This is a genomic window from Nocardiopsis protaetiae, from assembly GCF_045446735.1.
Lineage (GTDB): Bacteria > Actinomycetota > Actinomycetes > Streptosporangiales > Streptosporangiaceae > Nocardiopsis > Nocardiopsis protaetiae.
In genome coordinates this window covers 22,186-43,631 of sequence record NZ_JBJJBV010000027.1, presented here as the reverse complement: position 1 = coordinate 43,631, position 21,446 = coordinate 22,186, and the positions used below count along the sequence as shown (strand labels likewise).

The following is a 21,446-nucleotide window of genomic DNA, read 5'->3' as shown; positions in this document are numbered from 1 at the left end:
CCCCGGGGATAACAGGCTGATCTTCCCCAAGAGTCCATATCGACGGGATGGTTTGGCACCTCGATGTCGGCTCGTCGCATCCTGGGGCTGGAGTTGGTCCCAAGGGTTGGGCTGTTCGCCCATTAAAGCGGCACGCGAGCTGGGTTTAGAACGTCGTGAGACAGTTCGGTCCCTATCCGCTGTGCGCGTTGGAGACTTGAGAAGGGCTGTCCCTAGTACGAGAGGACCGGGACGGACGAACCTCTGGTGTGCCAGTTGTCCTGCCAAGGGCATGGCTGGTTGGCTACGTTCGGGAGGGATAACCGCTGAAAGCATCTAAGCGGGAAGCTTGCTTCGAGATGAGGTCTCCTGCCTCCTTGAGAGGGTAAGGCTCCCTAGAGACGATGGGGTTGATAGGCCGGGTGTGGAAGCCTTGTGAGGGGTGGAGCTGACCGGTACTAATAGGCCGAGGGCTTGTCCGCTGCAGATAATTGGGTGCTCGCGCATACATGTTCACATAGCTGGTGGAATCTAGGTTTCCTGGTGCTGTGCCCTGTTTTTGGGGTGTGGTGTTGGGTGTTGGGTTTCCGTGGTGGTTATGGTGGGAGGGTCACACCCGGTTACTTTCCGAACCCGGTCGTTAAGTCTCCTTGCGCTGATGGTACTGCCCTGTGGTGGGGTGGGAGAGTAGGTTGCCGCCACGGTTTTCTTGCGGGTTGAGAGCCCCCTCTGTTGCAGAGGGGGCTTTCCCTGTTTGGGGGGTCGTTCTTCGGAACGGCCCCCCCTTTTTTTGTGCCCCGGGGCCGGCCGGCGGGCGGTTTTGTGGGTGTTCTTTGTTAACGCTGTGGGGGGCGGGGGTGTGTCTGTTTTGGGGCCCAGGCACAGTTCGGGGGAGGGGATCGGTTCCTCCGGCTCCAGGGGGTGGGCGGAGGCGTTGCCTCCGTTCTTGGTCCTGTGGGGGTGAGGGCCTGCGGGTGTCGGGACCTTCGCCGCAGGGGGTTTCCCACCTTCCCCGGGGCCTTGGCCCCAGCCCGGTCACCTTCTTGACCGCCCTCGCCGCAGGGGGTTTCCCACCTTCCCCGGGGCCTCAGCCCCAGCCCGGACACATCCCTGACCACCCCCGCCGCAGGGGGTGACGGCCACACGAGGCCTCTCGCCCCAACCCCAGGGGGTTTCGGTAGAGCGGGACTCGGCCCCGGCCCCAGGGGGTGAGACAGCAAGAGCAGGTTTCCAAGTGGCCAGCCATCTGCGGAGGGCGGTGTGCGGAGACCGCTCTCGGTCGCGTTGGTCTCCACGGGTCACCCCCTGGGAACGTACAGACCCGGGCTGGGCGCGGAGCCGTCCCCACGGTACGACGCCCGGCAGACCAAAAAGACGTACGCGTCTCCTGCACGTCCCCGGTGGTGGGGGTGTTTTCCGGGGACGGGTCGGGGCACAGCGCACATCCCCGGCCACACAGGTCCACGGAAAGACGCTCCGCCTGCAAACCCGCGGTTGCACAGACCTCGCTTGAAAGCCCGACCACAGACGGGGTAACCCCCGCTGTCAGTGCCCTCCCCAACCACAGGGGGTGTCGGGAGGAAGGACCGGGACCTGCGCCGCAGGGGGTGACGGCCGCGGTTACCCGCGGCCCCAGCCCAAGGCCGGAAGGTGAACCGCGACCTGCGCTCAAGGGGGTGAGGGCCGCGGTTACCTGCTGCGCCCGGACACGGGGGGTGTCGGGAGGAAGGACCGGGACCTGCGCCGCAGGGGGTGACGGCCGTACTTGTCCTTGGGCCCGGGGACAGGGGGTGTCGGGAGGCGGGACCGCCACCGGCACCACCGAAAATGTGGACGCGGTTCACCCCTGGGGCCGGGGAGGGCGATCGGGGCCGGGGTTTCACCCTCTGGAGCGCAGGCCGAGGTTCTTCCTCCCGACACCCCCTTGGGTCGGGGAGGGCACTGACAGCGGGGGTTACCCCGTCTGTGGTCGGGCTTTCAAGCGAGGTCTGTGCAACCGCGGGTTTGCAGGCGGAGCGTCTTTCCGTGGACCTGTGTGGCCGGGGATGTGCGCTGTGCCCCGACCCGTCCCCGGAAAACACCCCCACCACCCGGGACGTGCAGGAAACGCGTACGCCTGGTGGTCTGCCGGGCGTCGTACCGTGGGGACGGCTCCGCGCCCAGCCCGGGTCTGTACGTTCCCAGGGGGTGACCCGTGGAGACCAACGCGACCGAGACCGGCCCCCTACACCGCCCTCCGCAGATGGTTGCTGTTCTGGAAACCTGCTCTTGCTGCCTCACCCCCTGCGGCGGAGGTCGCGGTCCTTCCTCCCCAACCCCCCTGGGGTTGGGGCGGGAGGCCTCGTGTGGCCGTCACCCCCTGCGGCGGGGGAGGCACAACGCACTCCGGCTATGGCTAAGGCCCCGGGCAGGAGACCGGGCTGGGGCCAGGGCCCAGGGAAGGTGGGAAACCCCCAGGGGCCGAGGCCGGAGGCCTCCCGCGGCCGTCACTCCCTGGGGCGGGGGCGGCCACGGATGTGACAGGGCTGGGGCCAAGGCCCCGGGAAAGGTGGGAAACCCCCTGGGGTGGGGTCGCGGTAGCTACAGCGTTCACCCCATGGGTCCGGGGACGGAGGTGATACCTTCGCCCACCCCCTGGGGCGGGAGGAACCGATCCCTCCTCCGAGCTGTGCCTAGGCCCCGAACAGGTACACCTTCGCCCCCACAGCGTTAAAAGGGCATGGGTGGACGGCAGCGGTCTCTTTACAGGGGCCAGGCCCTCAGGCGGGTTTTGTACCCCGGAGAGGAGTTCCCTCCGGTAGCGGTGCCGGCTCGCCCTCGCCTCTGCCGGGAGCCGGTATTTCCCGCTGGCCTGGGACTTTGAGCACTCGGACTTTGGCGGCCCGCATCTGCTCCATGACGTAAGCTGGAGGGCACGAGTACTTGATGCGCTGCTACTGCTCAGTGGCAGCGCTTTTGACTGTTGACGGACGGGTTGGATGACTGAGGACAGCCGATCGGGAGACCGCCAGGACTCCGGAGCCAACGAGCACAGCGGTGACCGCTCCGGCGCGTCTTACGGTCGGGGACGTGGTGACAACTCCCGCTCCCGTTCCGGCTACCGGGGTGACCGTGACCGTGGCCGTGATGACCGCGGTGGGGGTTTCCGCGGCGGAGACCGGGATCGTGGTGGGTACCGGGGCCGCGATGATCGCGGCGGGTACAGAGACGACAGGGACCGGCGTGACGACCGTGGTGGATACCGCGGCCGTGACGATCGCGGGGGTGACCGCCGCGAGGGCGGCTACCGTGACGACCGCGGTGGTTACCGGGGAGACCGGGACCGGCGCGATGACCGCCGTGAAGGCGGCGGTGGCGTTCGCGACGACCGTGGTGGTTACCGTGGGGGCGATCGCCGTGAGGGCGGTCACCGGGGTGACGACCGCGGAGGCTACCGGGGCGACCGGGACCGGCGTGATGACCGCGGTGGTTACCGTGGCCGTGATGACCGTGGTGGTGACCGCCGTGAGGGCGGTTACCGGGGTGACGACCGCGGAGGCTACCGGGGCGACCGGGACCGGCGTGACGACCGTGGTGGTGACCGCCGTGAGGGTGGCTACCGGGGTGACGACCGCGGTGGGTACCGTGGCCGTGACGACCGTGGTGGTGACCGCCGCGATGACCGTGGTGGCCACCGTGGCGGTGACCGCCGCGAAGGCGGCTTCCGTGGTGACCGCGACCGCCGTGACGACCGCGGCGGATACCGCGGCGACCGTCGGGACGACCGGCGTGGTGGCGGGTACCGCAACGACCGGGGCGGCTACCGCGGGCACGACGACCGCCGTGGGCCCCGTGAGGACCGGGACCCCGCGGATGTCGCTCCGCCGCTTCCCGAAGAGGCCACCTACGACCAGCTCGACGCCGACACCAGGCGCGACCTCAGCTCGCTGCCCAAGTCCCTCGCGGAGCTGGTCGGCAAGCACATCGTGGCGGCCGGCCTCCTCGTGGACGAGGACCCGGAGCGGGCCTACACCCACGCCGCCTACGCCCGGCGCAAGGCGTCCCGGGTCCCCGGTGTCCGGGAGGCCTCCGGTGTCGCCGCGTACACGGTGGGCAAGTGGCAGGAGGCCCTCTCCGACCTGCGTGCCGCGCGTCGGATGAGCGGCCGCGACAACTTCCTGGCGATCATGGCCGACTGCGAGCGCGGCCTGGGCCGTCCCGAGCGGGCCCTGGAGATCACCGGGGACCCCGCCGCCGAGCAGCTGGACGCCGCCGAGCGCATCGAACTGCGCATCGTGGCCGCCGGTGCCCGGCGGGACATGGGCGACGTCAAGGGCGCGCTGGCCGAGCTCCAGGTTCCGGAGCTGAAGGAGCGCCGCGCCCGGCCGTGGATCGCGCGCCTGTTCTACGCCTACGCCGACGTCCTGGAGGAGCTGGGCCGCGAGGAGGACGCCCGCGAGTACTTCTCGCGTGCCTCCGCCGTGGACACCGACGGTGTGACCGACGCCGACGAGCGCCTGGCCGTCCTGGAGGGCGTCGAACTGGTCGACGTGGACCTTGAGGACGGCATCATCTGGACCGACGCCGAGGAGCAGGACTTCGAGGAGCCGGAGGACCTGCGGGAGCGCCGCCCGGCAGAGCCGGTCCTGGACGAGGGCGACCTCGACGACGAGGACGGCTTCGAAGGCGAGGAGGACGACGTCGAGGACGAGGTCCGCGACGCCGACACCGCCGAAGCCTCCGAGGACGACGAGGACGAGGACGTTGAGCCCGAGTCCGTGAAGGACGACGAGGGCACCGGGGAAGCCGACGCCTCCCCGGACCGGGAGCGCGACTGACCCCGGATCCCCCGGCACCGTCGAGCGGTCGTGGACCGCTCGGCGGTGCCGTCGTGCGTCTGGGGGTCCTTCCCCCGGCCCACGACTCCGTGGTGTGCCTGACCCACCGCGGCGGCCGGGCGCTGATGGTGCGCAACCGGTGGCGGGCCTGGGAGTTCCCCGGCGGGCACGCCGAGGCCGGGGAGGGTGTCGTGGACACCGCCCGGCGGGAGGCCGCCGAGGAGGCCGGGGCGACCCTGGGCCCGGTGGAGGTCGCCGGGTACTACGTGCTCGCCGGCGGGCACGTCACGGTCGTCACCCACGCCCCCGTCCTGGAGACGGTTCCGCTCACCGGCGAGTTCGAAACGGTGGAGGTGCGGGAGTTCGACGTCCTGCCCCCGGAGGAGAGCCTGTCCTGGGCCGACGGCCTCTACGCCCACCTGCTGCGGGCGCTGGGCCTGCCCGGTGCCCGTCCCTGAGCCGGTCGGTCACCCGACGGGTTTGACGTAGTCGGTCTCCTTGCCCAGCAACGAGTAGCCGAGTCTGCGGTTGATGGCCAGCATGGGCGCGTTGTTCTCGTGGTTGCCGGTGGAGGCGTGGGTGAACCCCCGCTCGCGGGCCCGCAGCAGCGCGGCGTGCTTGGCGTAGCCGGCCAGGCCCCGCCCCCGGAACTCACGCAGGGTCCCCGTCATCGACGACTCCAGGCGGGACTCCCGGTCGGAGGCGTAGCAGGTGATGCCCGCCGGGGTGCCCTCGTACAGGAAGACCAGGCTGAGGTCGAGGTCGCTGAGCGGGTGGTTCCAGGGGCCGTTCACCCAGTCCTCGAACGTCATGAAGCCGACGCCCGGGGCGGCACCGGGTTCGTCGGCGCTGGCCAGCCGGTCCAGTTCGTACACCGGCCGGGGATCGTCGGCGTAGTCACTGAACGGCCGCAGCTCCACACCCGCGGGGGGTTCCGGGGCCGGGGGCAGCAGGGACAGGTCCAGGCCCAGGATGTGGTGGGCCTCCTCCGGCTCGTACCCGTGGGCGAGGACGACCTCGTGAAGCGCCGGGCCGCCCATCTGGACCGGCTCCTCGGCGGCCTCGGCGCGCAGGACGCGGGCGCCCCGTTCCACCAGGGACTCCTCCGAGGCGCTGAGCAGGCGCGCGGCCAGCTCGCCGCTCTCACGGTGCCGCTCCGCGATCGCGGCGAAGAAGGTCAGGCCGTGCGGGTCCCGGCCCTCGGGGCGGGTGAGCAGCGAGCGGATGAAACCCACGACCCCGCCGTCGGCGTCGGTCGCGACGAGCGGCACGTCCGTCGAGTGAGGGGTGGGGTTCTCCATGCGCCAGCACACGGCCTTCTCGGTGAGGACCCGGTAGGGGTGATGGGCGCGCAGGAACGGGAGGACGGAGGGGACGTCCGCCGTCGTCATGGGTCTGATCTCAAGCGTCATGCGGTGAGCCTAGGTGGCCCGGATCTGCCCCGCACGCGGTTTTCCGGCCCGGTTCCCGGTCTCGGGGCCGTCCCCTCCGCGTGTCCGCCTGGCCGATCCGGGCCACCTTCTCCAGGGGCCCTTGTCCGGTCCGGACCGGGCACGTACCGTCCCCGGTGCGGTCGGCGGATCGCCCGCGGCCCGGGAACCCAGGAGGTCGTGCATGGGACGAGGACGGACCACGGGTCGAAGCCTGTCGTTGCTGGTGGGCGGCTCCCTCATCGGCTCGCTGCTCGCAGCGGTGCCGGCCGCCGCGGACGACCGGGAGACGGAAGCCGCGGCAGGGGTGGAGTGGGGTCCCTGCCCCGAGGGGCCCGGGCTGAGCACGCTGGAGTGCGCCACGGTGGCGGTGCCGCTGGACTACGGCGACCCCGACGGTGCGCGGATCGAGATCATGGTGTCCCGGCTGGCCGGTACGGCCCCGGACCGGCGGCGCGGGGTGCTGCTGCTCAACCCCGGCGGCCCGGGCGGGTCCGGGCTGGCGACCCCCGCGGAACTGGTCGACTTCGGTCTGCCCGCCAGCGTTCTCGACAGCTACGACCTCATCGGCATGGACCCCCGGGGCGTCGGCCACTCCTCACCGGTGAGCTGCGGGTTCACCGACGATGACGGGTACTGGGGCGGCATCGCTTTCTACGCCGTCGATGACGCCGCGGTGGAAGCGCAGGCCGTGATCGCGGAGGCGGTCGCCGACCAGTGCGCGGAGAACGACACCGACGGGCTGCTGCCCCACATGTCCACGGTGAACACGGCACGCGACATGGACCGGGTCAGGGCCGCACTCGGCGAGGAGAAGATCAGCTACCTCGGTTATTCCTACGGGTCCGCGCTGGGCGCCGCCTACACCTCGCTGTTCCCCGAACGCTCCGACCGGATCGTCCTGGACAGCGTCGTGGGCGACACGTTCGTCGGCTACGGCAGCTCGCGGACCGCCGGGCCCGGAGCCGAGGACACGTTCCCCGACTTCGCCGCGTGGGCGGCGGAGCACGACGATTCCTACGGCCTGGGGGACTCCCCGGAACGGGTGCGGGAGACGTACTTCGAGATCGCGGGACGGCTCGACGAGGAACCGGTGGCCGGTCTGGACGGCGGGCTCTTCCGGTACGCCACCTTCATCGGCCTGTACGGGGCGCAGCTCTACCCGCGGACGGCGCAGCTGTGGCAGTCGCTGCGCGAGGCCGACGAACCCGGGGCCCGGCGGCTCCTGGACGAGCACGGTCCCTTCGGCGCGGTGGCCGCGGACCGCGGCGACGGCGAGGGGACGGCGGCGGAACCCGCGCCCGCCGACAACCTGTGGTCGGCGAACCTCGCCGTGACCTGTATCGACACCGACTGGCCCGAGGACCTCGACGTCTACCGGAGAACCGTTGCCCGGGACCGGCAGAAGTACCCGCTCTACGGTGCGGCCGCGGCCAACATCAGGCCCTGCGCCTACTGGCACCACGAGCCGTCCGAGCGGCCGGTGCGGATCACTGGCGAGGGGCCGCGGAACGTGCTGATCGTGCAGGACCTGCGCGACCCCATCACACCGCACCGCAACGGGGTGGCGCTCAACGAGAGGTTCGGGGAGCGTTCCCGGCTGGTGAGCGTCGACGCGAGCGGGCACGGCGTCGTCTATGTCCACGGACAGAACACCTGTGCCTGGAACGTCACCACGCGCTATCTGGTCAAGGGGGTTTTCCCTCGGGGCGACGTCTCCTGCGGGCCGTCGGCGGCCTCCGGCCCCGGGCCGGACGGCGGGCGGCACGGTGAGCGGGACGAGGCCCTGTTCCGCTGGTGGAACCTCGTGTGAACATCGCGGGGCCGCGGCTCCCGCGTGTGGAGGGGCGGCCCTGGCGGGCCCGCCCCTACGGGCCTTCCCGCCGCCGTTGCGCGGCGGCGGGTGCGGACCCGTGCCCGGGCTCTGCGCCCGGGCGCCGGGCGCAGTGCTCCGTCCCTCAGCCTCGCTCTTCCCGCTCCTTGCGCTCGGCCTCGGCGCGTTCCTGTTCGAGCCGGTCGAGCCAGTGCACGATCCCCGACACGTTGGCCTCGGCGCCGCTGAGGGTGTCCAGGACGGCGGCGGCCTCCGGGGAGGCGTCCGGCGGCAGCGGCTTGTAGCGGCTGATGACCTTGTCCCGGACCATGGCGATGGCGTGGTCGAGGTCGCCGACGGAACCGTGCGACTCGCGCACCGTCTCCACCCACAGGTGGAGTTCGTCCCGGGCGCGGTCGATGGTCTCGGCGACCGTGTCGACCGCTCCGAAGTGCGAGAACATCAGGCGCTGGGCGCCGATGTCGGAGAACAGCCGCAGGGTGCGCAGGCACGCCCCCATGTCGAAGTCCGGCGGCGGGGTGGCCGGGCGGATGTCCCCGGTGAGCTGGTTGTAGACGCCCAGGGCGTCGCCGACGTACAGGTCGCCGGTGAGGGTGTCGACCAGGCCCATGTGGTGTTTGGCGTGCCCGGGGGCGTAGTGGGTGACGAGCCTGCGGCCGCCTCCCAGGTCGATCTCGCCGCTCTCGGCGACGGAGCGGATGCGCTGGGCCTCGGTGGGGTTCATCTGCCCGAACAGGGTGTCCAGGCGGTCGCCCCAGACCATGGCGGCGCTGCGCATGAGGCGGCTGGGGTCGGCGAGGTGGCGGGCGCCGCGCTCGTGGACGACGATCTCGGCGTTGGGGAAGAGGGCGGCCATGTCGCCGGTGCCGCCCGCGTGGTCGAGGTGGATGTGGGTGACGACGATCGTGGCCAGGTCGGCGGGTGACAGGCCCAGGGCGATGACGGCGTCGTGCAGGACCCGCGCCGAACCGGCGGTGCCGACCTCGACGATGCAGGGGCGCTCGGTGCGGATGAGGTAACTGGACACGATGCCGGGGTATCCGGCGAGCATCGTGTCAATGGCGAAGATGTCGTTGCCCAGGGGGGTGATCCCCTCGGGCAGGCGGCTCACGTCCACGTCATCGTGCACGGTAGGCACCCCTGTTCCCTGTGGTCGTCGTGGGTTCCGGGAGGAACCGCATCCGAATCCGACTCTAGGACACGGGGGTGATGTGTGTCCTGGTCGGGGGCGGGATCATCGGATGACGACTCCCCGGGAGGGTTTTCCACAGGCGCGAGAAAGTTCTTTTGCCGCGGGTCGGGCCCGGTGATCCTGAAGGTGGGGGCACACGCACCGGCCGTCGTGCCACCCACCGATCCACGCCGGTATCACGGGGTCTTCGGAAGGAACGACGCATGCGGCGGAACAGTGCAGGGGACACGGTGCGGGACACGCGGGGGACGGGGGAGGCCGACGCGGACGAGGGGCACCGCAACGAGGTGCTGCTGGTGGGGCGGATCACCGCCGAGCCGGGGTTCCGGGAGATGGCGAGCGGGGACCGGTTGGCCACGTGGCGGATGTGCATGACCAGGCCCCCGCGCGAGGGGGTGTCGGGGCGCCGTTTCGATGCCATCTACTGCGTCTGCTTCGACCCGGGGCTGCATCCGGAGCTGGAGGCGTGGCGGCTGGGCGACGTCGTCCGGGTGACGGGTGCGCTGCGCCGCCGGATCTGGCACGGGCGGCCGGAGGTGCGCAGCATGCACGAGGTGGAGGTGCGGACCGCGGCCCTGGTGCGCCGCGCCCGCCCGGACGCCGCCAAGGCGCCCGCGGTCCCGCACCCGCGCCCGGCCGCAGAAGGCACCGAGCGGTGACCGCCCGCACACCGGGCGATGCCCTCGCACGCGCCCTCGCCGCCCTGGTGCGCCTGCTGTTCCCCACCGCCGGCCGCACCCGCGCCCCCCGCCCGCCCACGGCCCGGCCCCGACCCGGGCCCGGAGCCCCCACCCCCGATCACGTCCTCGGCACGCCGCCTGACACGGCGGGTGCCCGACCCGACGGCGGTGCCCCCGACATCACCGCCGACGGCTCGCTCGCCACCGTCGACCCCGCCCGGTCCGAACGCGGTGCTCCCGCCGCCGACCGTGTCCGCGGCCCTCGGCCGGACATTGCCCGGATGGCGGGTGCCCCGCGGGTCCCGCCGGACGACGATGCCCTTGACGACGGTTGGCCCACCACACCTGTGGCCACCGCCGCCGCGGCCCTGTCCGAACGCGGTGCCCCCACCGCCGACCGTGTCCGCGGCCCTGGGCCGGGCACGGCCCGGGTGGCGGGTGCTCCGCGGGTCCCGCCGGACGGCGTCCCCGGTCCCGACGCTGAGCGCCCCCGCAGTTTGCGACCGGCCCCGGCCCGGGTGGCGGATGTTCTGCGGGTCTCGCCGGACGGTGTCCCCGGTCCCGTCGCCGACCGCCCTCGCGGTTCGCGATTGGACACAGCCCGGGTGGCGGGTGTCCTGCGGGTCCCGCAGGGCGGTGTCCCCGGTCCTGCCGCCGACCGTGTCTGCGACCCTCGGCCGGACACGGCCCGGATGGCGGGTGTTACGCGGGTCCCGCCGGACGGCGGGGGCGCCGGGCGGGGGTGTGCGAGGGTGCGGCGGGGGTCGCCGTACGGGGAGGCGTTCAGGCCCGGGTGGGCGATGCCCCGGCCCGGGTCACCAGCCCAGCGCGGCCAGGGCGGTGCGTGCGGCCGGGCCGGTCGGGTCCACCGCCGGGTTCTCCCACACGGCCGCGCACAGGGCGCGCAGGCCGTCCAGCCGGTCGCCGGACCCCTCCAGCACCGGGCCGTCGGCGGTGAGGGCCACGGTCCAGCCCCCGCAGCGGGTACCGCCGTCGACCGCCTCGACCCCCGGGTGGGTGTCGTTCATGCCAGACACGTCCCACGACAGGTAGTTGGGGCGCTGGTGCTCCGGGGCGGCGAGCAGGTCCAGCGGGGTGGCCACCCCCGACAGCACCAGCAGGCCCGCGGCGCCGTGCACGATCGCGCCCTCGATGTCGGTGTCCAGGCGGTCGCCGACGATGAGCGGGTTCTCGGCCCCGGTGCGCCGCATGCCCTCCTCGTGGAGCGGACGCATGGGCTTGCCCGCGACGATCGGCTCCACGCCGGTGGCGTGCGCGATCACCCGGACGAAGGAGCCGTTGGCCGGGGTGACGCCCCACTCGGTGGGGGCGGTGGAGTCGGCGTTGCTGGCGACGTAGAGGGCACCGCGCGACACCGCCAGCGAACCCTGGTCGAGGAGGTCGCGGCTCATGGAACGGGAGTAGCCCTGCACCACGGCGACCACGGAGTCGGTGGCGACGGTGACCGGGGTGAGCCCCATGCGGCGCACCGCCTGGCGCAGCCCGGTGTCGCCCACCACCAGCACCTGCGAACCCGCCGGGTGGCGCTCGGCGACCACCCGGGCGGCCGCCTCGGCGGAGGTCACCACGTCCTGCGGGGTGGCGCTGATGCCCAGGTGGGTGAGGTGCTCGGCGATACGGGCCGGGGTGCGGCCCGCGTTGTTGGTCACGAACGCCACCCGCGCCCCCGCGGCCCGTGCCTTGTCGACGGCCTCCGGGGCGGCGGGCACCGCGCTCGGGCCGATGTAGACGACCCCGTCCAGGTCCAGGAGCATCGCGTCGTGGATCGTGCTCAGGGGGCGCTCGGCGGCGAGCAGGGACATGGCGGACCCGTTCCGTACGGCGGAGGTGGACGCCCTCCAGGGTATGCCGCCGCCCCCGGCCGGCGGGGCCGCGGGCCTCCCCGTCCGATGTGCCGTCCGTCGCAGCCCCGCCCGTGGCCTGGCACCGGCCACCACCACCGCCGGGCTCCACCCCGCCGTGGTGGCCCGGTGCCCTGGCCATCCGGGGCCCGCGCCCCCGGGCCGGGGGGACGGGGTCTCCAGGGGCGCCGTGCCGTCCCCGGCCTGTGGTCGACCCCCGCGCCGTCAGCGGTCGCCGCCCCGGGACGGGCGGTTGGTCCGGCAGGTGGGCGGCGGTGCGCAGCGGCACTCTGTCCGGAGATGCCCCGTCTCCAGGGCGGGCGCGGTGCGGCGCGGGGGCGCTTCCGGCCGGGCCGGCCTGCCGGGCGCGTCGGTGGCCGCCTCTGTGGCCGGTACCGGCGTCAGGTGGTGGGGCGGTGGGCGGTGAGCCAGGGGACGGCGAAGGCGACGGCGTCGGAGACGCGGAAGAGGCGGGCCGTGGCCGAGCCGACCCGTCCCGTGGTGACGGCGTCGGTGGCCTCGAAGTCCCCGCCCAGGGCGGTGAAGTCGTCGGAGTCCAGGACGGTGTCGGTGAAGGTGGCCCAGGTGCGGCCGCCGTCGGGGGTGGCGACCGCGCAGCCGACCGTTTCGGTGCGGGGTTCGGGCACCCGGTACTCGGCGAGGTGGAAGGCGGTGCAGGAGTCGTAGCCGGTGCCCAGCAGCAGGACGCGGGCGTCCAGCAGGCGGCCCAGCGGTGAGCCGTCGCCCAGGCGGCAGGCGAGGGGGTGGTGGTCCAGCAGGGCGTGGGCGCGCGGGCCCACGGCGGCGAAGGAGGTCTGCGGGTGCGGGCTGCGCACGGCGCCCGGGAGGGTGCGGACCAGCTCGGGGATGCGCCCCATGTACGCGCTGGGGGTGGTGAGCGGGTCGAAGCCCGGGGTGTGGTCGCGGATGGCCGGCCACCAGGACTCGGGCACCGGCGGGTTGCCCCACTGTGACGGGTCGCTGTTGTCCATGGTCTGGGCGGGCACCACGAGGGTGCCGTCGGGGCCCAGCGCGTCCAGGAGCGCCTGGACGACGGCCTGGGCGCCGCCGCACACCCAGCCCAGGGCGGACAGGGAGGAGTGGAGCAGCACGGTCTCCCCCGGGAGCAGCCCCAGGTCGGCCAGGTCGCGGGCGAGGGAGGCGCGGGTGCGCGGCGCGTCCTGTGCGGGTTCGGGCGCGGCGGTCATGGGGCGGGTCTCCTTGTCCGGGGTGCGGTGGACCGCAGGAAGGGTGTGCGGTCGGCATCGTGGTGGTCCGGGCGGCTCGCCCGGGAGCATGGCGCCATGGTGATGAAGGCGATGTCGATGGCGGCCCTCGTGGCGACGGTGGCCGTGGTGTGGGCGGGGCCCGCGGCGGCGGACGCGGCCGCGCCCGTGGATGGTCTCACGGCCGCGGCGGTGGACGCACGGGTGCAGGCCTACCTGGAGGGGGCGCCGCTGCCCGGGGTGGCGGTGGCCGTCACCCGGGGGAGCGAGGTGGTGCGGGCGGCCGGGTACGGGGTCGACTCCCGCGGGGAGCCGGTGGGCGCCGACACCCCGATGGGGGTGGCGTCGGTGAGCAAGGCGTTCACCGCCCTGGTGGTGGCGTCGCTGGTGGAGGAGGGGAGGCTGGGCCTGGACGACCCGGTGGTCGAGCACCTGCCGGAGTTCGCGGTGGACGACCCGCGCGGTGCGCGGATCACCGTGCGGCAGCTGCTCACGCACACCTCCGGCATGTCCGACCGGGGTTTCCGGGAGAAGAGCGAGCCGGCCCCGGCGGACCTGGAGGGCGCGGTGGCGCGGCTGGCCGACGCCCGGCTGGTGGCCGACCCCGGGGTCGAGCGGCACTACCACAACCCCAACTACCAGGTCGCGGCCCGCATGGTGGAGGTGGTGGAGGGCGAGCCGTTCGCCGAGGTGCTGCGCGAACGGGTGCTGGAACCGCTGGGCATGGCGGACACGGCCACGGTGGACACCGCGGCGGACGTGTCCGCGGCCGGGGTCGCCCCCGGGCACGTGCCGGTGCTGGGCCGCGCCCTGGCCCTGCCGGAACCGGAGGGGTACTTCAACGGGAGCGGCGGCATGGTGTCGACGGCCGCCGACATGGCGCGCTGGCTGGTCGCCCAGAACACCGGGGGCCGTGCCGCCGACGGCGGCGCGGGGGTGCCCGCGGGCGCGGTGGCGCTGACCCATGCCCCTGCGCCCCGCACCCCGCCGCTGACGAACGCCTCGGCCGACGCCCCGGATCCGGCGGCCGGCTCCGGGCTGGGCTGGCAGGTCCGGGAGACCGACGGGGGAGCGCCGCTGGTGGTGCACGGCGGTATCCAGTTCACCTACACCGCCCACCACGCGCTGTTGCCGGAGAGCGGGGTGGGGATCGCGGTGATGGCCGGCACTGGGCTGGGCGCGGGCGACGCCTCCGCCCTGCTGTGGGACCTGGTGGCCCTGGCCGAGGGGCGGGGGCCGACCGGCTCCCCGGCGCCCTGGCTGTTGACGCTGGACCTGGTCTGCGCCGCCGCTGTGGCGGCGGTGGCCGCCGGAGCGGTGCGGGGGGTGCGCCGCGCCGGGGTGTGGGCCCGGGACGGGCACCGGTGGCGGCGCCTGCCCGGGGCGGTGGGGGCGGCCGCGGTGGTGGCCGCGGCCCTGGTCCCCCACCGGCTGCTCTCGTCGCTGGCGGGCGGCCGCGACGCCACCTGGGTGCAGACCCTGTACACGGCGCCGTCCGTGGTGGTGCTGCTGGTCGCGGCCGCGGTAGCGCTCGCCGTGGTGTGGGCGGTGCGCCTGCGGGCCCTGGCGGCGCACCGCCGCCCGGGCCCCGCGCGGGAACTCAGCGGTGCCGGGGCGGTTCCAGCAGGCGCATGACCAGCCCGGTGCGCGGCTTGGGCCCGAACGACGTGGACTTGCGCGGGGTGAGCTCGCCCTGCCCGGCGATCTCGTAGACCAGGCCGACGTCCAGGGCGGGCACGATCACCGCGGTGCCCTTCTCGTGGTGGGCGGCGGCCACCGCCTCGGCGGGGTCGTCGTGGACCATGCGCACCGCCTCCTCCGAGACGCCCCACAGCGGCAGCAGAACCTCGTGCAGGGCCGCGGTGGGCAGGTGCCGCCACTGCTCGGAGCGGCCGGGCATCGCCCGGGCCAGGGCGTCCTGGTCGAAGTCGTGCACCAGGTGGGCCTCGCCGTCGGGGGAGGCCAGCACCAGCGCGGGCCCCTCCACCGCCTCGCACGCGTGCGCGGACACCCCGTCCACGGCCTCGACCGCGGCGACGGTGCGGGCACCGGCGACGGCGTCCTCGACGCTCAGGCCCGGCAGCACGCGGTGGATGGCGCCCAGCCGGGGCGGGTGGGTGTCGCTGTCCACGAGCAGCGCCAGCCCGTACCGCCACCCGGGGTCGCCGTGGGCGGCGCGCAGGCGGCGGTAGGCGGCGTAGCGGTGGTGGCCGTCGGCGATGAGCGCGGACCGGTCGGCCAGGTCGGCGGCCACACGGGCGTGGACGGCGGGGTCGGTGATCGCCCACAGGCGGTGTTCGGCGCCGTCGCGGGTGCGGGCCTCCACCAGGGGCGCGTCGGTGACGGCCTCGGTGGCGGCGGAGGCGGCCCCGCCCGCGCCGCGGTACAGCAGGAAGATGGGTTCGAGGTTGGCCCGGGCGACCCCCATGAGGGTGTACCGGTCGTGCACCGGCGCGTCGGCCACGTCCTCGTGGGGCAGGACGGGGGACACCGTGCCCCCCTCTACCGGGCCTCCCTCTGCCCGGCCCTCCTCGACAGCGCTCCCCTCCGCGGCACGTTCCCCCGCGGCGCCTCCCTCGGCGGCACGCTTCTCCGCGGCACCCCTCTCCGCGGCGCCCTCCTCGGGCAGCCGCAGGTTGCCGATCAGCCCGCGCTGGCGGCGCCCGTCCGCGGTGACCTGCTCGTACACGTACAGGGCCGGCCGGGGGTCGCGGGCGAGCACGCCGGTGGCGACCCAGTCGTGCAGCAGCGCCGCGGCCGCGCGGTACCGGCGGGGGACCGCCCCTTCGGTGCCGTCGGCGCTGGCGCGGCTGAGCTCGAAGGGCAGGGTGACCCGGGCGGCGTTGTGCGGGTCGGACCGCTGTAGGGCCCGCGCCTCCTCGGCGTCGGGGACGTCGTAGGGCGGGGCCAGCAGGCGGGCGAGGTCGAATCCCCCGTCGATGAACCGGTCGAGGTCCCCGTTCGTGTAGCGCAGACCGCGGAAGGGTTCCAGTTCGAGAGGTTGGCGTGGCATCCCAGCAAGGTACCGCCCGGTCACAGGAGTTTGCGCATGCGCAGCAGGTCCCCCATGCTGGCGTCCACCTTGACCCGGCGGGTCAGGATGGCGCGGGCCGGGTCCAGCCGCCCGTCGGCGAGGTCGACGAGGTCGTCGCTGCTGACGGTGATGCGCACCTGGGGCCTGGGCGCGGGGGCGGTCTCGGGGCGGTGGGTGATGTCGCTGAGGCCGTCGGCGGTCAACCGCATGTCGAACACGGTGGCCAGGTCGGGGACGAGCACGCTGACGGAGCGTTCGACGATGACCCTGCGCCGTTCGACCTCGGGTTCGGCGAGGATCTGCTCGTTGAGCTTCGCGATGCCCTCCAGGCATGCGTCGATGCTGTTCATGGCCACATGATGCCGTATCCGGCGCGGGTGGCCGGGGCGGCGGTGCCCTTCGGCCAAAGGGACGAACGGGACGACCTCCCGGTTTCGCGTGCCAGGGGCCGCGCCGCCCGGGTAGCGTTGTGCGCGCAACCCCCCGTCGCACGGTGCCCCTCCCGCTGTCCGGTGCCGTTTTCCCCTTTTGGTGTTCTGTCCGTCAAGGAGTACGCGAATCATGGTCGTCGACGCGGTGCGCACGTATCTGGATGCCGCCAGTGGTCTCACCGAGCTGTCCCGCAAGGAGGCGGTGGCCGCGGCCAAGGTCCTGCTGCGGGCGGGCGGGCCGGGCGCGTCGGCGGAGCCGGAGCCGGGCGGCACCCCGCCGCGGGTGGGGCAGAGCATCCAGGCGCTGGCGGGGGAGCTGCTGGAGACCAGCCGGGCCAACCGGGAGGCGCTGGCGGAGCTGGTGCGCTCGGAGGTGGAGCACCGCCTGGAGCGGATGGACGTGGTGCCGCGCTCCGAGCACGAGCGGCTGGTGCGCCGGGTGGCGGAGCTGGAGCGGAGGCTGGCGGCCCGGTCGGGCCGGGAGTGGGCCCCGGCGGTCTCCGCGGTCCCGGCGGTGGAGGTTCGGGCCGTGGAGGTCGAGGAGGTGCCCGCGGCCGCGGTCGCCACCGCGGTCAAGGCCGCTGTGACGGACATCGCCCCGGCCGCGGCACCCGAGCGGGAGGCCCCGCGGGCCCCCGGGTCCGCCGAGCCCGGGGAGACCCCGGAGGCCTCCGGCGACACCCCGCAGACGCCCCCCGCCGACGCCACCGCCACCGATACCGACGCCACCGCCGACACCCGTACCGACGGGGAGGCCGCCGCGGCCTCCCCCGAGAAGCCCGCCGCCAAGACGGGGACGGCCAAGCCCGCCGCCAAGGGCACCCGGGCGCGCGCGGGCACGGCCAAGCGCACCGCCAAGTCCCGCAGCACGACCAAGAAGTAGCACCACCGCGGGGCACGGCCACCGCGAACCGAGGCCGCCGCGGACCACCGATCGCGGACCACCCACCGTGTACAGCCGACCGCCGACATCGGGAGTGCCGATGAACCCCAAGGAACAGGCCGAGGAACTGGCCGCCCGGACCCTGGAGGGCACCCGGGAGCGCCTGGAGGGCCTGGCCGCCCTGCCCACCGCCGAGCACGTGGAGGTCTTCGACTCCCTGCACCGCGAGCTGTCGGCGGTGCTGGGGGCCCTGGACCAGGACCCGGCGCACAAGCCGCCGGTATCCTAGGTGATCATGGCGAAACGTACTCGGCTCGACGCGGAACTGGTCCGCCGCGGGCACGCACGCTCACGCGGCCACGCGGCCGAGATCATCGAGGGGGGCCTGGTCAAGGTGGCCGGGATCGTCGCCTCCAAGGCGGCCACCCAGGTCGGACAGGACCAGCCCATCGTGGTGCGCACCCCCTCCGACGAACCCCCCTACGTGTCCCGCGGGGCGCACAAGCTCATCGGCGCCCTCGACGCGTTCTCCCTGAACGTCGCCGACCGGCGCGCCCTGGACGCGGGCGCCTCCACCGGCGGGTTCACCGACGTGCTGTTGCGCCGCGGCGCCGCCCACGTGACCGCCGTGGACGTGGGCTACGGCCAGCTGGCGTGGTCGCTGCGCAGTAACGACCGGGTGCGCGTCATGGAGCGGGTCAACGTCCGCGAGCTCACCCCGGAGATGATCGGAGAGCCGCGCCCGGACCTGGTGGTCGGCGACCTGTCGTTCATCTCCCTGAAGCTGGTGCTGGGGCCGCTGCAGGGCGTGGTCGCCCCCGAGGCCGACTTCGCCATGATGGTCAAGCCCCAGTTCGAGGTGGGCAAGGACCGGGTCGGCGCGGGAGGCGTGGTGCGCGAACCCGAGCTGCGCGCCGGTGCGGTGGCCGACGTGGCCGCCCACGCCCTCACCCTGGGCCTGGGCACGGTCGACGTGGCCGCCAGCCCGCTGCCCGGCCCCTCGGGCAACGTCGAGTACTTTCTCTGGCTGCGCTCGGGCGCCCCGGCCCTGGACCCGGCCCGGTTGGAGCGGGCGGTGGCGGAGGGGCCGGCCTAGGACCGTGGCACCCTGTCGCACGAGTCCGGTAACGTGACCCGGCCGGGTGGGCGCACACGCCTCCCGGCCCGCATTCGAACTCCCCTTCGGGGAGTGGACGTAAGGGGACGACGATGACCAGGACCGGCGGACGCAGCGTTCTCCTGCTGGCCCACACCGGTCGGCCCGCGGCGGTGCGCAGCGCACGGCTGGTCCACGAGAGCCTCAGCGGCGCCGGGATGACCGTGCGCATGCTCAAGGGCGAGGTGGACGAGCTCGCCGAGGCGGGCTGTGTCCTGTCCCCGATCGAGGTCGTCGAACCCGAGTCGGCGGCCGAGGGTGTGGAGCTGGTCATGGTGCTGGGCGGTGACGGCACCCTGCTGCGGGCGGCCGAGCTGGCCCGGCCCGCGGGCGCCCCGCTGCTGGGCGTGAACCTGGGGCACGTCGGGTTCCTGGCCGAGGCCGAACGCGAGGACCTGGGCGCGACCGTGCGCAGCGTCGTGGAGCACAACTACGACGTCGAGGAGCGGATGACCCTGGACGTGGCCGTGTTCAACGGCGGCCGCGCCGACGGGACCCCCTCGGTGCGCACGTGGGCGCTCAACGACGCCACCCTGGAGAAGGGCGAGTCGCGGCGGATCGTCGAGGCGGTCCTGGAGGTCGACGGCCGTCCGCTGTCGCGCTGGGCCTGCGACGGGGTGGTGTGCGCCACGCCGACGGGGTCGACCGCGCACGCCTTCTCCGCGGGCGGCCCGGTGGTGTGGCCGGACGTCGAGGCCCTGCTGGTGGTGCCGTTGAGCGCGCACGCGCTGTTCGCCCGGCCGCTGGTGGTGGGCCCGCAGGCCACGGTGGCGCTGGAGGTGCTGCCGGACACGGCGCCGGGCGTGCTCTGGTGCGATGGACGGCGTATGGTCGAATTGCCCGCCGGGGCACGGATCGAGATCACCCGTGCCGATACGCCGGTCCGGTTGGCCCGGTTGCACCGGGCGCCCTTCACCGACCGGCTGGTGGCCAAGTTCGGGCTCCCCGTGGCGGGGTGGCGCGGCCGCCGGGAGCAGGGTCGCTGACCGCGGCCGTACCCGTGTCCGCGGGTGCGCCGGCCCCGGGGTGCCAGAGCCGCGGGGCGCAAGAGTACGTCAAGACAGTGGGGCCGACGATCAGGAGAGGGTTCGGTGCTCGAAGAAGTCCGCATCCAGGGACTCGGGGTCATCGACGACGCCGTGTTGGAACTGTCACCGGGGTTGACCGTCGTCACCGGTGAGACCGGCGCAGGTAAGACCATGGTCGTCACCGGGCTGGGACTGCTCTTCGGCGGTCGTGCCGACCCTCAGCGGGTCCGCCCCGGCGCCGACCGGGCATGGGTCGAGGGCCGGTTGACGGTCCCGCGCGAGGGCCGGGTGGCCGAACGGGTCTCCGAGGCCGGCGGCGAGCTCGACGACGACGTGCTGATCGTGGCGCGCACCGTGTCCGCCGAGGGGCGCTCCCGGGCGACGCTGGGCGGCCGTTCGGCGCCGGTGAGCCTGCTGGCGTACCTGGCCGACGACCTGGTGGCCGTGCACGGCCAGTCCGACCAGCAGCGGCTGCTGCGCACCGACCGCCAGCGCGCGTCGCTGGACCGGTTCGCGGGGGAGGAGCTGGCCAAGGCGCTCAAGCAGTACACGGCGGCGCACCGGCGCCACCGCGAGGTGTCTGAGGAGCTGACGGAGCTGACCGAGCGGGCGCGCGAGCGCGCCCAGGAGGCGGACATGCTCCGGTTCGGCGTGGAGGAGATCGCCGCCGCCGAACCCGTGTCGGGCGAGGACGCCGAGCTGCTCACGGAGGAGACCCGGCTGGCGCACGCCGACGGGCTGCGGGTGGCGGCCACCACCGCGCACGAGGCGCTGGTGGGCGACCCGGCCTCCGACGTGGAGGTGGACGTGTCGGCGCTGCTGTCGGCGGCCCGCCAGGCGGTGGCGTCGGTGAGCGAGCACGACCCGGCGCTGGCGGCGATCGGCGAGCGCCTGGACGAGGCGTCCTACATCCTGACCGACGCCGCCACGGAGCTGGCCTCCTACGCCGAGTCGGTGGACGCCGACCCGGCCCGGCTGGCGCACGTGCAGGAGCGGCGCGCGCTGATCACCTCGCTCTCGCGCAAGTACGGCGAGACCGCCGACGACATCCTGGCCTGGGCCGAGGACGCGGCCAAGCGGCTGGCGTCCCTGGAGGGCGACGACGAGCGCATCGAGGAGCTGCGGTCCGAGGTCGAGGAGCTGCACGGGCGGATGGACCACTGGGCGGGCGAGCTCACCCGGATCCGCACCGAGGCGGCCGAGCGGTTCGGCGCGGCGGTCACCGAGGAGCTGACCGCGCTGGCGATGCCGCACGCGCGGGTGAGCGTGCGGATCACCACGGGGGAGGAGTTCGGCTCCCACGGGCGCGACGAGGTGGAGCTGCTGCTGGCACCGCACCCCAGCGCCCGGCCGCTGGCGCTGCACAAGGGCGCCTCGGGCGGTGAGCTGTCCCGGGTGATGCTGGCGATCGAGGTGGTGTTCGCGGGCGCCGACCCGGTGCCGACGTTCGTGTTCGACGAGGTCGACGCGGGTGTGGGCGGCAAGGCCGCGGTGGAGATCGGCCGCCGCCTGGCGCGGCTGGCCCGCCGCTCCCAGGTCATCGTGGTCACCCACCTGCCGCAGGTGGCGGCGTTCGCCGACGCCCACCTGGTGGTGGAGAAGTCCACCGACGGGCTGGTCACCGAGAGCGGTGTGGTGCGCCTGGACCGGGGCGGCCGGGTGCGCGAGCTGTCGCGGATGCTCGCGGGTCTGGAGGATTCCGAGCTGGGCCGGGCCCACGCCGAGGAACTGCTGGTCAACGCCGATCCGGAGCGCGCCTACCCGGCGGCGTGAGGGCGTCGCCGGCGGGGCGGTCGTGACGTGTGATGGGTGAGTCGCCCCGAGACGGGTAGGTCCCGGGGTGCGGCGCAAAGAGCGCCGATGACCCGAACACGCCGACCGCCACGCTGTTATG

At 73.9% G+C, this 21,446-nt stretch carries 17 protein-coding genes and 2 rRNA genes; 12 read left to right on the top strand and 7 right to left on the bottom strand.

Going from position 1 to position 21,446, the window contains the following annotated elements; genetic code table 11:
• Together ACJOT3_RS06965 and rrf are read left to right on the top strand one after the other, a co-directional pair.
• Positions 1 to 461, top strand: a 23S ribosomal RNA gene (locus ACJOT3_RS06965); the annotation flags it as partial.
• 106 nt (positions 462 to 567) lie between these two features.
• Positions 568 to 683: ribosomal RNA gene (rrf, locus tag ACJOT3_RS06960) — 5S ribosomal RNA — on the top strand.
• A gap of 2,229 nt (positions 684 to 2,912) precedes the next feature.
• On the opposite strand, the gene ACJOT3_RS06955 is transcribed toward rrf, so the two are convergent.
• Positions 2,913 to 3,995: a hypothetical protein gene (locus ACJOT3_RS06955; RefSeq protein ID WP_406970008.1), complete on the bottom strand. Its 1,083-nt coding sequence runs from the start codon at positions 3,993 to 3,995 to the stop codon at positions 2,913 to 2,915.
• Here ACJOT3_RS06955 and ACJOT3_RS06950 point away from each other — a divergent pair.
• Both ACJOT3_RS06950 and ACJOT3_RS06945 read left to right on the top strand, forming a co-directional pair.
• Positions 3,963 to 4,796: a hypothetical protein gene (locus ACJOT3_RS06950; RefSeq protein ID WP_406970006.1), complete on the top strand. Its 834-nt coding sequence runs from the start codon at positions 3,963 to 3,965 to the stop codon at positions 4,794 to 4,796. The two genes, ACJOT3_RS06955 and ACJOT3_RS06950, sit on opposite strands and share 33 nt — an antisense overlap.
• Before the next feature lie 53 nt (positions 4,797 to 4,849).
• Positions 4,850 to 5,254, top strand: coding sequence for an NUDIX domain-containing protein (locus ACJOT3_RS06945; RefSeq protein ID WP_406970004.1), 405 nt, complete (start codon positions 4,850 to 4,852; stop codon positions 5,252 to 5,254).
• 9 nt (positions 5,255 to 5,263) lie between these two features.
• Here ACJOT3_RS06945 and ACJOT3_RS06940 read toward each other — a convergent pair whose 3' ends face one another.
• Complete coding sequence (locus tag ACJOT3_RS06940) at positions 5,264 to 6,208, bottom strand: GNAT family N-acetyltransferase (RefSeq protein WP_406970002.1); 945 nt, start codon at positions 6,206 to 6,208, stop codon at positions 5,264 to 5,266.
• Between the two features lie 202 nt (positions 6,209 to 6,410).
• On the opposite strand from ACJOT3_RS06940, the gene ACJOT3_RS06935 reads away from it, so the two are divergent.
• Entirely contained in the window at positions 6,411 to 8,039 is a 1,629-nt protein-coding gene (locus ACJOT3_RS06935) for an alpha/beta fold hydrolase (protein ID WP_406970000.1), read from the top strand.
• Between the two features lie 145 nt (positions 8,040 to 8,184).
• Here the strand turns inward: ACJOT3_RS06935 and ACJOT3_RS06930 are convergent, their stop codons facing one another.
• Positions 8,185 to 9,189, bottom strand: coding sequence for an MBL fold metallo-hydrolase (locus ACJOT3_RS06930; protein WP_406969999.1), 1,005 nt, complete (start codon positions 9,187 to 9,189; stop codon positions 8,185 to 8,187).
• A 266-nt stretch (positions 9,190 to 9,455) separates the two neighbouring features.
• On the opposite strand from ACJOT3_RS06930, the gene ACJOT3_RS06925 reads away from it, so the two are divergent.
• On the top strand, positions 9,456 to 9,911 hold the full coding sequence (locus ACJOT3_RS06925) for a single-stranded DNA-binding protein (RefSeq protein WP_406969997.1): 456 nt from the start codon (positions 9,456 to 9,458) through the stop codon (positions 9,909 to 9,911).
• A gap of 836 nt (positions 9,912 to 10,747) precedes the next feature.
• Here ACJOT3_RS06925 and ACJOT3_RS06920 read toward each other — a convergent pair.
• Positions 10,748 to 11,755 carry an HAD-IIA family hydrolase gene (locus tag ACJOT3_RS06920; RefSeq protein ID WP_406969995.1) on the bottom strand — a complete coding sequence of 336 codons (1,008 nt, stop codon included), beginning with the start codon at positions 11,753 to 11,755 and terminating at the stop codon, positions 10,748 to 10,750.
• 440 nt (positions 11,756 to 12,195) lie between these two features.
• Complete coding sequence (locus ACJOT3_RS06915) at positions 12,196 to 13,002, bottom strand: AAC(3) family N-acetyltransferase (RefSeq protein WP_406969993.1); 807 nt, start codon at positions 13,000 to 13,002, stop codon at positions 12,196 to 12,198.
• A gap of 96 nt (positions 13,003 to 13,098) precedes the next feature.
• On the opposite strand from ACJOT3_RS06915, the gene ACJOT3_RS06910 reads away from it, so the two are divergent.
• Positions 13,099 to 14,655 carry a serine hydrolase domain-containing protein gene (locus ACJOT3_RS06910; RefSeq protein ID WP_406969991.1) on the top strand — a complete coding sequence of 519 codons (1,557 nt, stop codon included), beginning with the start codon at positions 13,099 to 13,101 and terminating at the stop codon, positions 14,653 to 14,655.
• On the opposite strand, the gene ACJOT3_RS06905 is transcribed toward ACJOT3_RS06910, so the two are convergent.
• Together ACJOT3_RS06905 and ACJOT3_RS06900 are read right to left on the bottom strand one after the other, a co-directional pair.
• A complete protein-coding gene (locus ACJOT3_RS06905) occupies positions 14,621 to 16,033 on the bottom strand; it encodes a DUF1015 family protein (RefSeq protein ID WP_406969989.1) in 1,413 nt (470 codons plus the stop codon). The two genes, ACJOT3_RS06910 and ACJOT3_RS06905, sit on opposite strands and share 35 nt — an antisense overlap.
• Before the next feature lie 20 nt (positions 16,034 to 16,053).
• Positions 16,054 to 16,404, bottom strand: a complete 351-nt coding sequence (locus ACJOT3_RS06900) for an SCP2 sterol-binding domain-containing protein (RefSeq protein WP_406969987.1) — start codon at positions 16,402 to 16,404, stop codon at positions 16,054 to 16,056.
• 211 nt (positions 16,405 to 16,615) lie between these two features.
• Between ACJOT3_RS06900 and ACJOT3_RS06895 the strand changes: the two genes are divergently transcribed.
• The 5 genes from ACJOT3_RS06895 (at position 16,616) to recN (ending at position 21,325) form a co-directional block, all read left to right on the top strand.
• Positions 16,616 to 17,368, top strand: coding sequence for a coiled-coil domain-containing protein (locus ACJOT3_RS06895; protein WP_406969985.1), 753 nt, complete (start codon positions 16,616 to 16,618; stop codon positions 17,366 to 17,368).
• Positions 17,369 to 17,468: 100 nt separating this feature from the next.
• The gene (locus tag ACJOT3_RS06890; RefSeq protein WP_406969983.1) at positions 17,469 to 17,657 is read left to right on the top strand and encodes a hypothetical protein; all 189 of its coding nucleotides are present in this window, start codon (positions 17,469 to 17,471) and stop codon (positions 17,655 to 17,657) included.
• Positions 17,658 to 17,663: 6 nt separating this feature from the next.
• A complete protein-coding gene (locus ACJOT3_RS06885) occupies positions 17,664 to 18,464 on the top strand; it encodes a TlyA family RNA methyltransferase (RefSeq protein ID WP_406969981.1) in 801 nt (266 codons plus the stop codon).
• 113 nt (positions 18,465 to 18,577) lie between these two features.
• Positions 18,578 to 19,510, top strand: coding sequence for an NAD kinase (locus ACJOT3_RS06880; RefSeq protein WP_406969979.1), 933 nt, complete (start codon positions 18,578 to 18,580; stop codon positions 19,508 to 19,510).
• A 105-nt stretch (positions 19,511 to 19,615) separates the two neighbouring features.
• Positions 19,616 to 21,325: a DNA repair protein RecN gene (gene recN, locus ACJOT3_RS06875; RefSeq protein WP_406969977.1), complete on the top strand. Its 1,710-nt coding sequence runs from the start codon at positions 19,616 to 19,618 to the stop codon at positions 21,323 to 21,325.
• Positions 21,326 to 21,446 lie beyond the last annotated feature (121 nt).

Excerpts from the sequence above, each read along its gene's own strand:
- ACJOT3_RS06915 (WP_406969993.1), bottom strand. The coding sequence starts at position 13,002 with ATGACCGCCGCGCCCGAACCCGCACAGGACGCGCCGCGCACCCGCGCC.
- ACJOT3_RS06925 (WP_406969997.1), top strand. The coding sequence starts at position 9,456 with ATGCGGCGGAACAGTGCAGGGGACACGGTGCGGGACACGCGGGGGACG.
- ACJOT3_RS06890 (WP_406969983.1), top strand. The coding sequence starts at position 17,469 with ATGAACCCCAAGGAACAGGCCGAGGAACTGGCCGCCCGGACCCTGGAG.
- ACJOT3_RS06900 (WP_406969987.1), bottom strand. The coding sequence starts at position 16,404 with ATGAACAGCATCGACGCATGCCTGGAGGGCATCGCGAAGCTCAACGAG.
- ACJOT3_RS06935 (WP_406970000.1), top strand. The coding sequence starts at position 6,411 with ATGGGACGAGGACGGACCACGGGTCGAAGCCTGTCGTTGCTGGTGGGC.
- ACJOT3_RS06905 (WP_406969989.1), bottom strand. The coding sequence starts at position 16,033 with ATGCCACGCCAACCTCTCGAACTGGAACCCTTCCGCGGTCTGCGCTAC.
- ACJOT3_RS06885 (WP_406969981.1), top strand. The coding sequence starts at position 17,664 with ATGGCGAAACGTACTCGGCTCGACGCGGAACTGGTCCGCCGCGGGCAC.
- ACJOT3_RS06895 (WP_406969985.1), top strand. The coding sequence starts at position 16,616 with ATGGTCGTCGACGCGGTGCGCACGTATCTGGATGCCGCCAGTGGTCTC.
- ACJOT3_RS06920 (WP_406969995.1), bottom strand. The coding sequence starts at position 11,755 with ATGTCCCTGCTCGCCGCCGAGCGCCCCCTGAGCACGATCCACGACGCG.
- ACJOT3_RS06940 (WP_406970002.1), bottom strand. The coding sequence starts at position 6,208 with ATGACGCTTGAGATCAGACCCATGACGACGGCGGACGTCCCCTCCGTC.
- ACJOT3_RS06880 (WP_406969979.1), top strand. The coding sequence starts at position 18,578 with ATGACCAGGACCGGCGGACGCAGCGTTCTCCTGCTGGCCCACACCGGT.
- ACJOT3_RS06910 (WP_406969991.1), top strand. The coding sequence starts at position 13,099 with ATGGTGATGAAGGCGATGTCGATGGCGGCCCTCGTGGCGACGGTGGCC.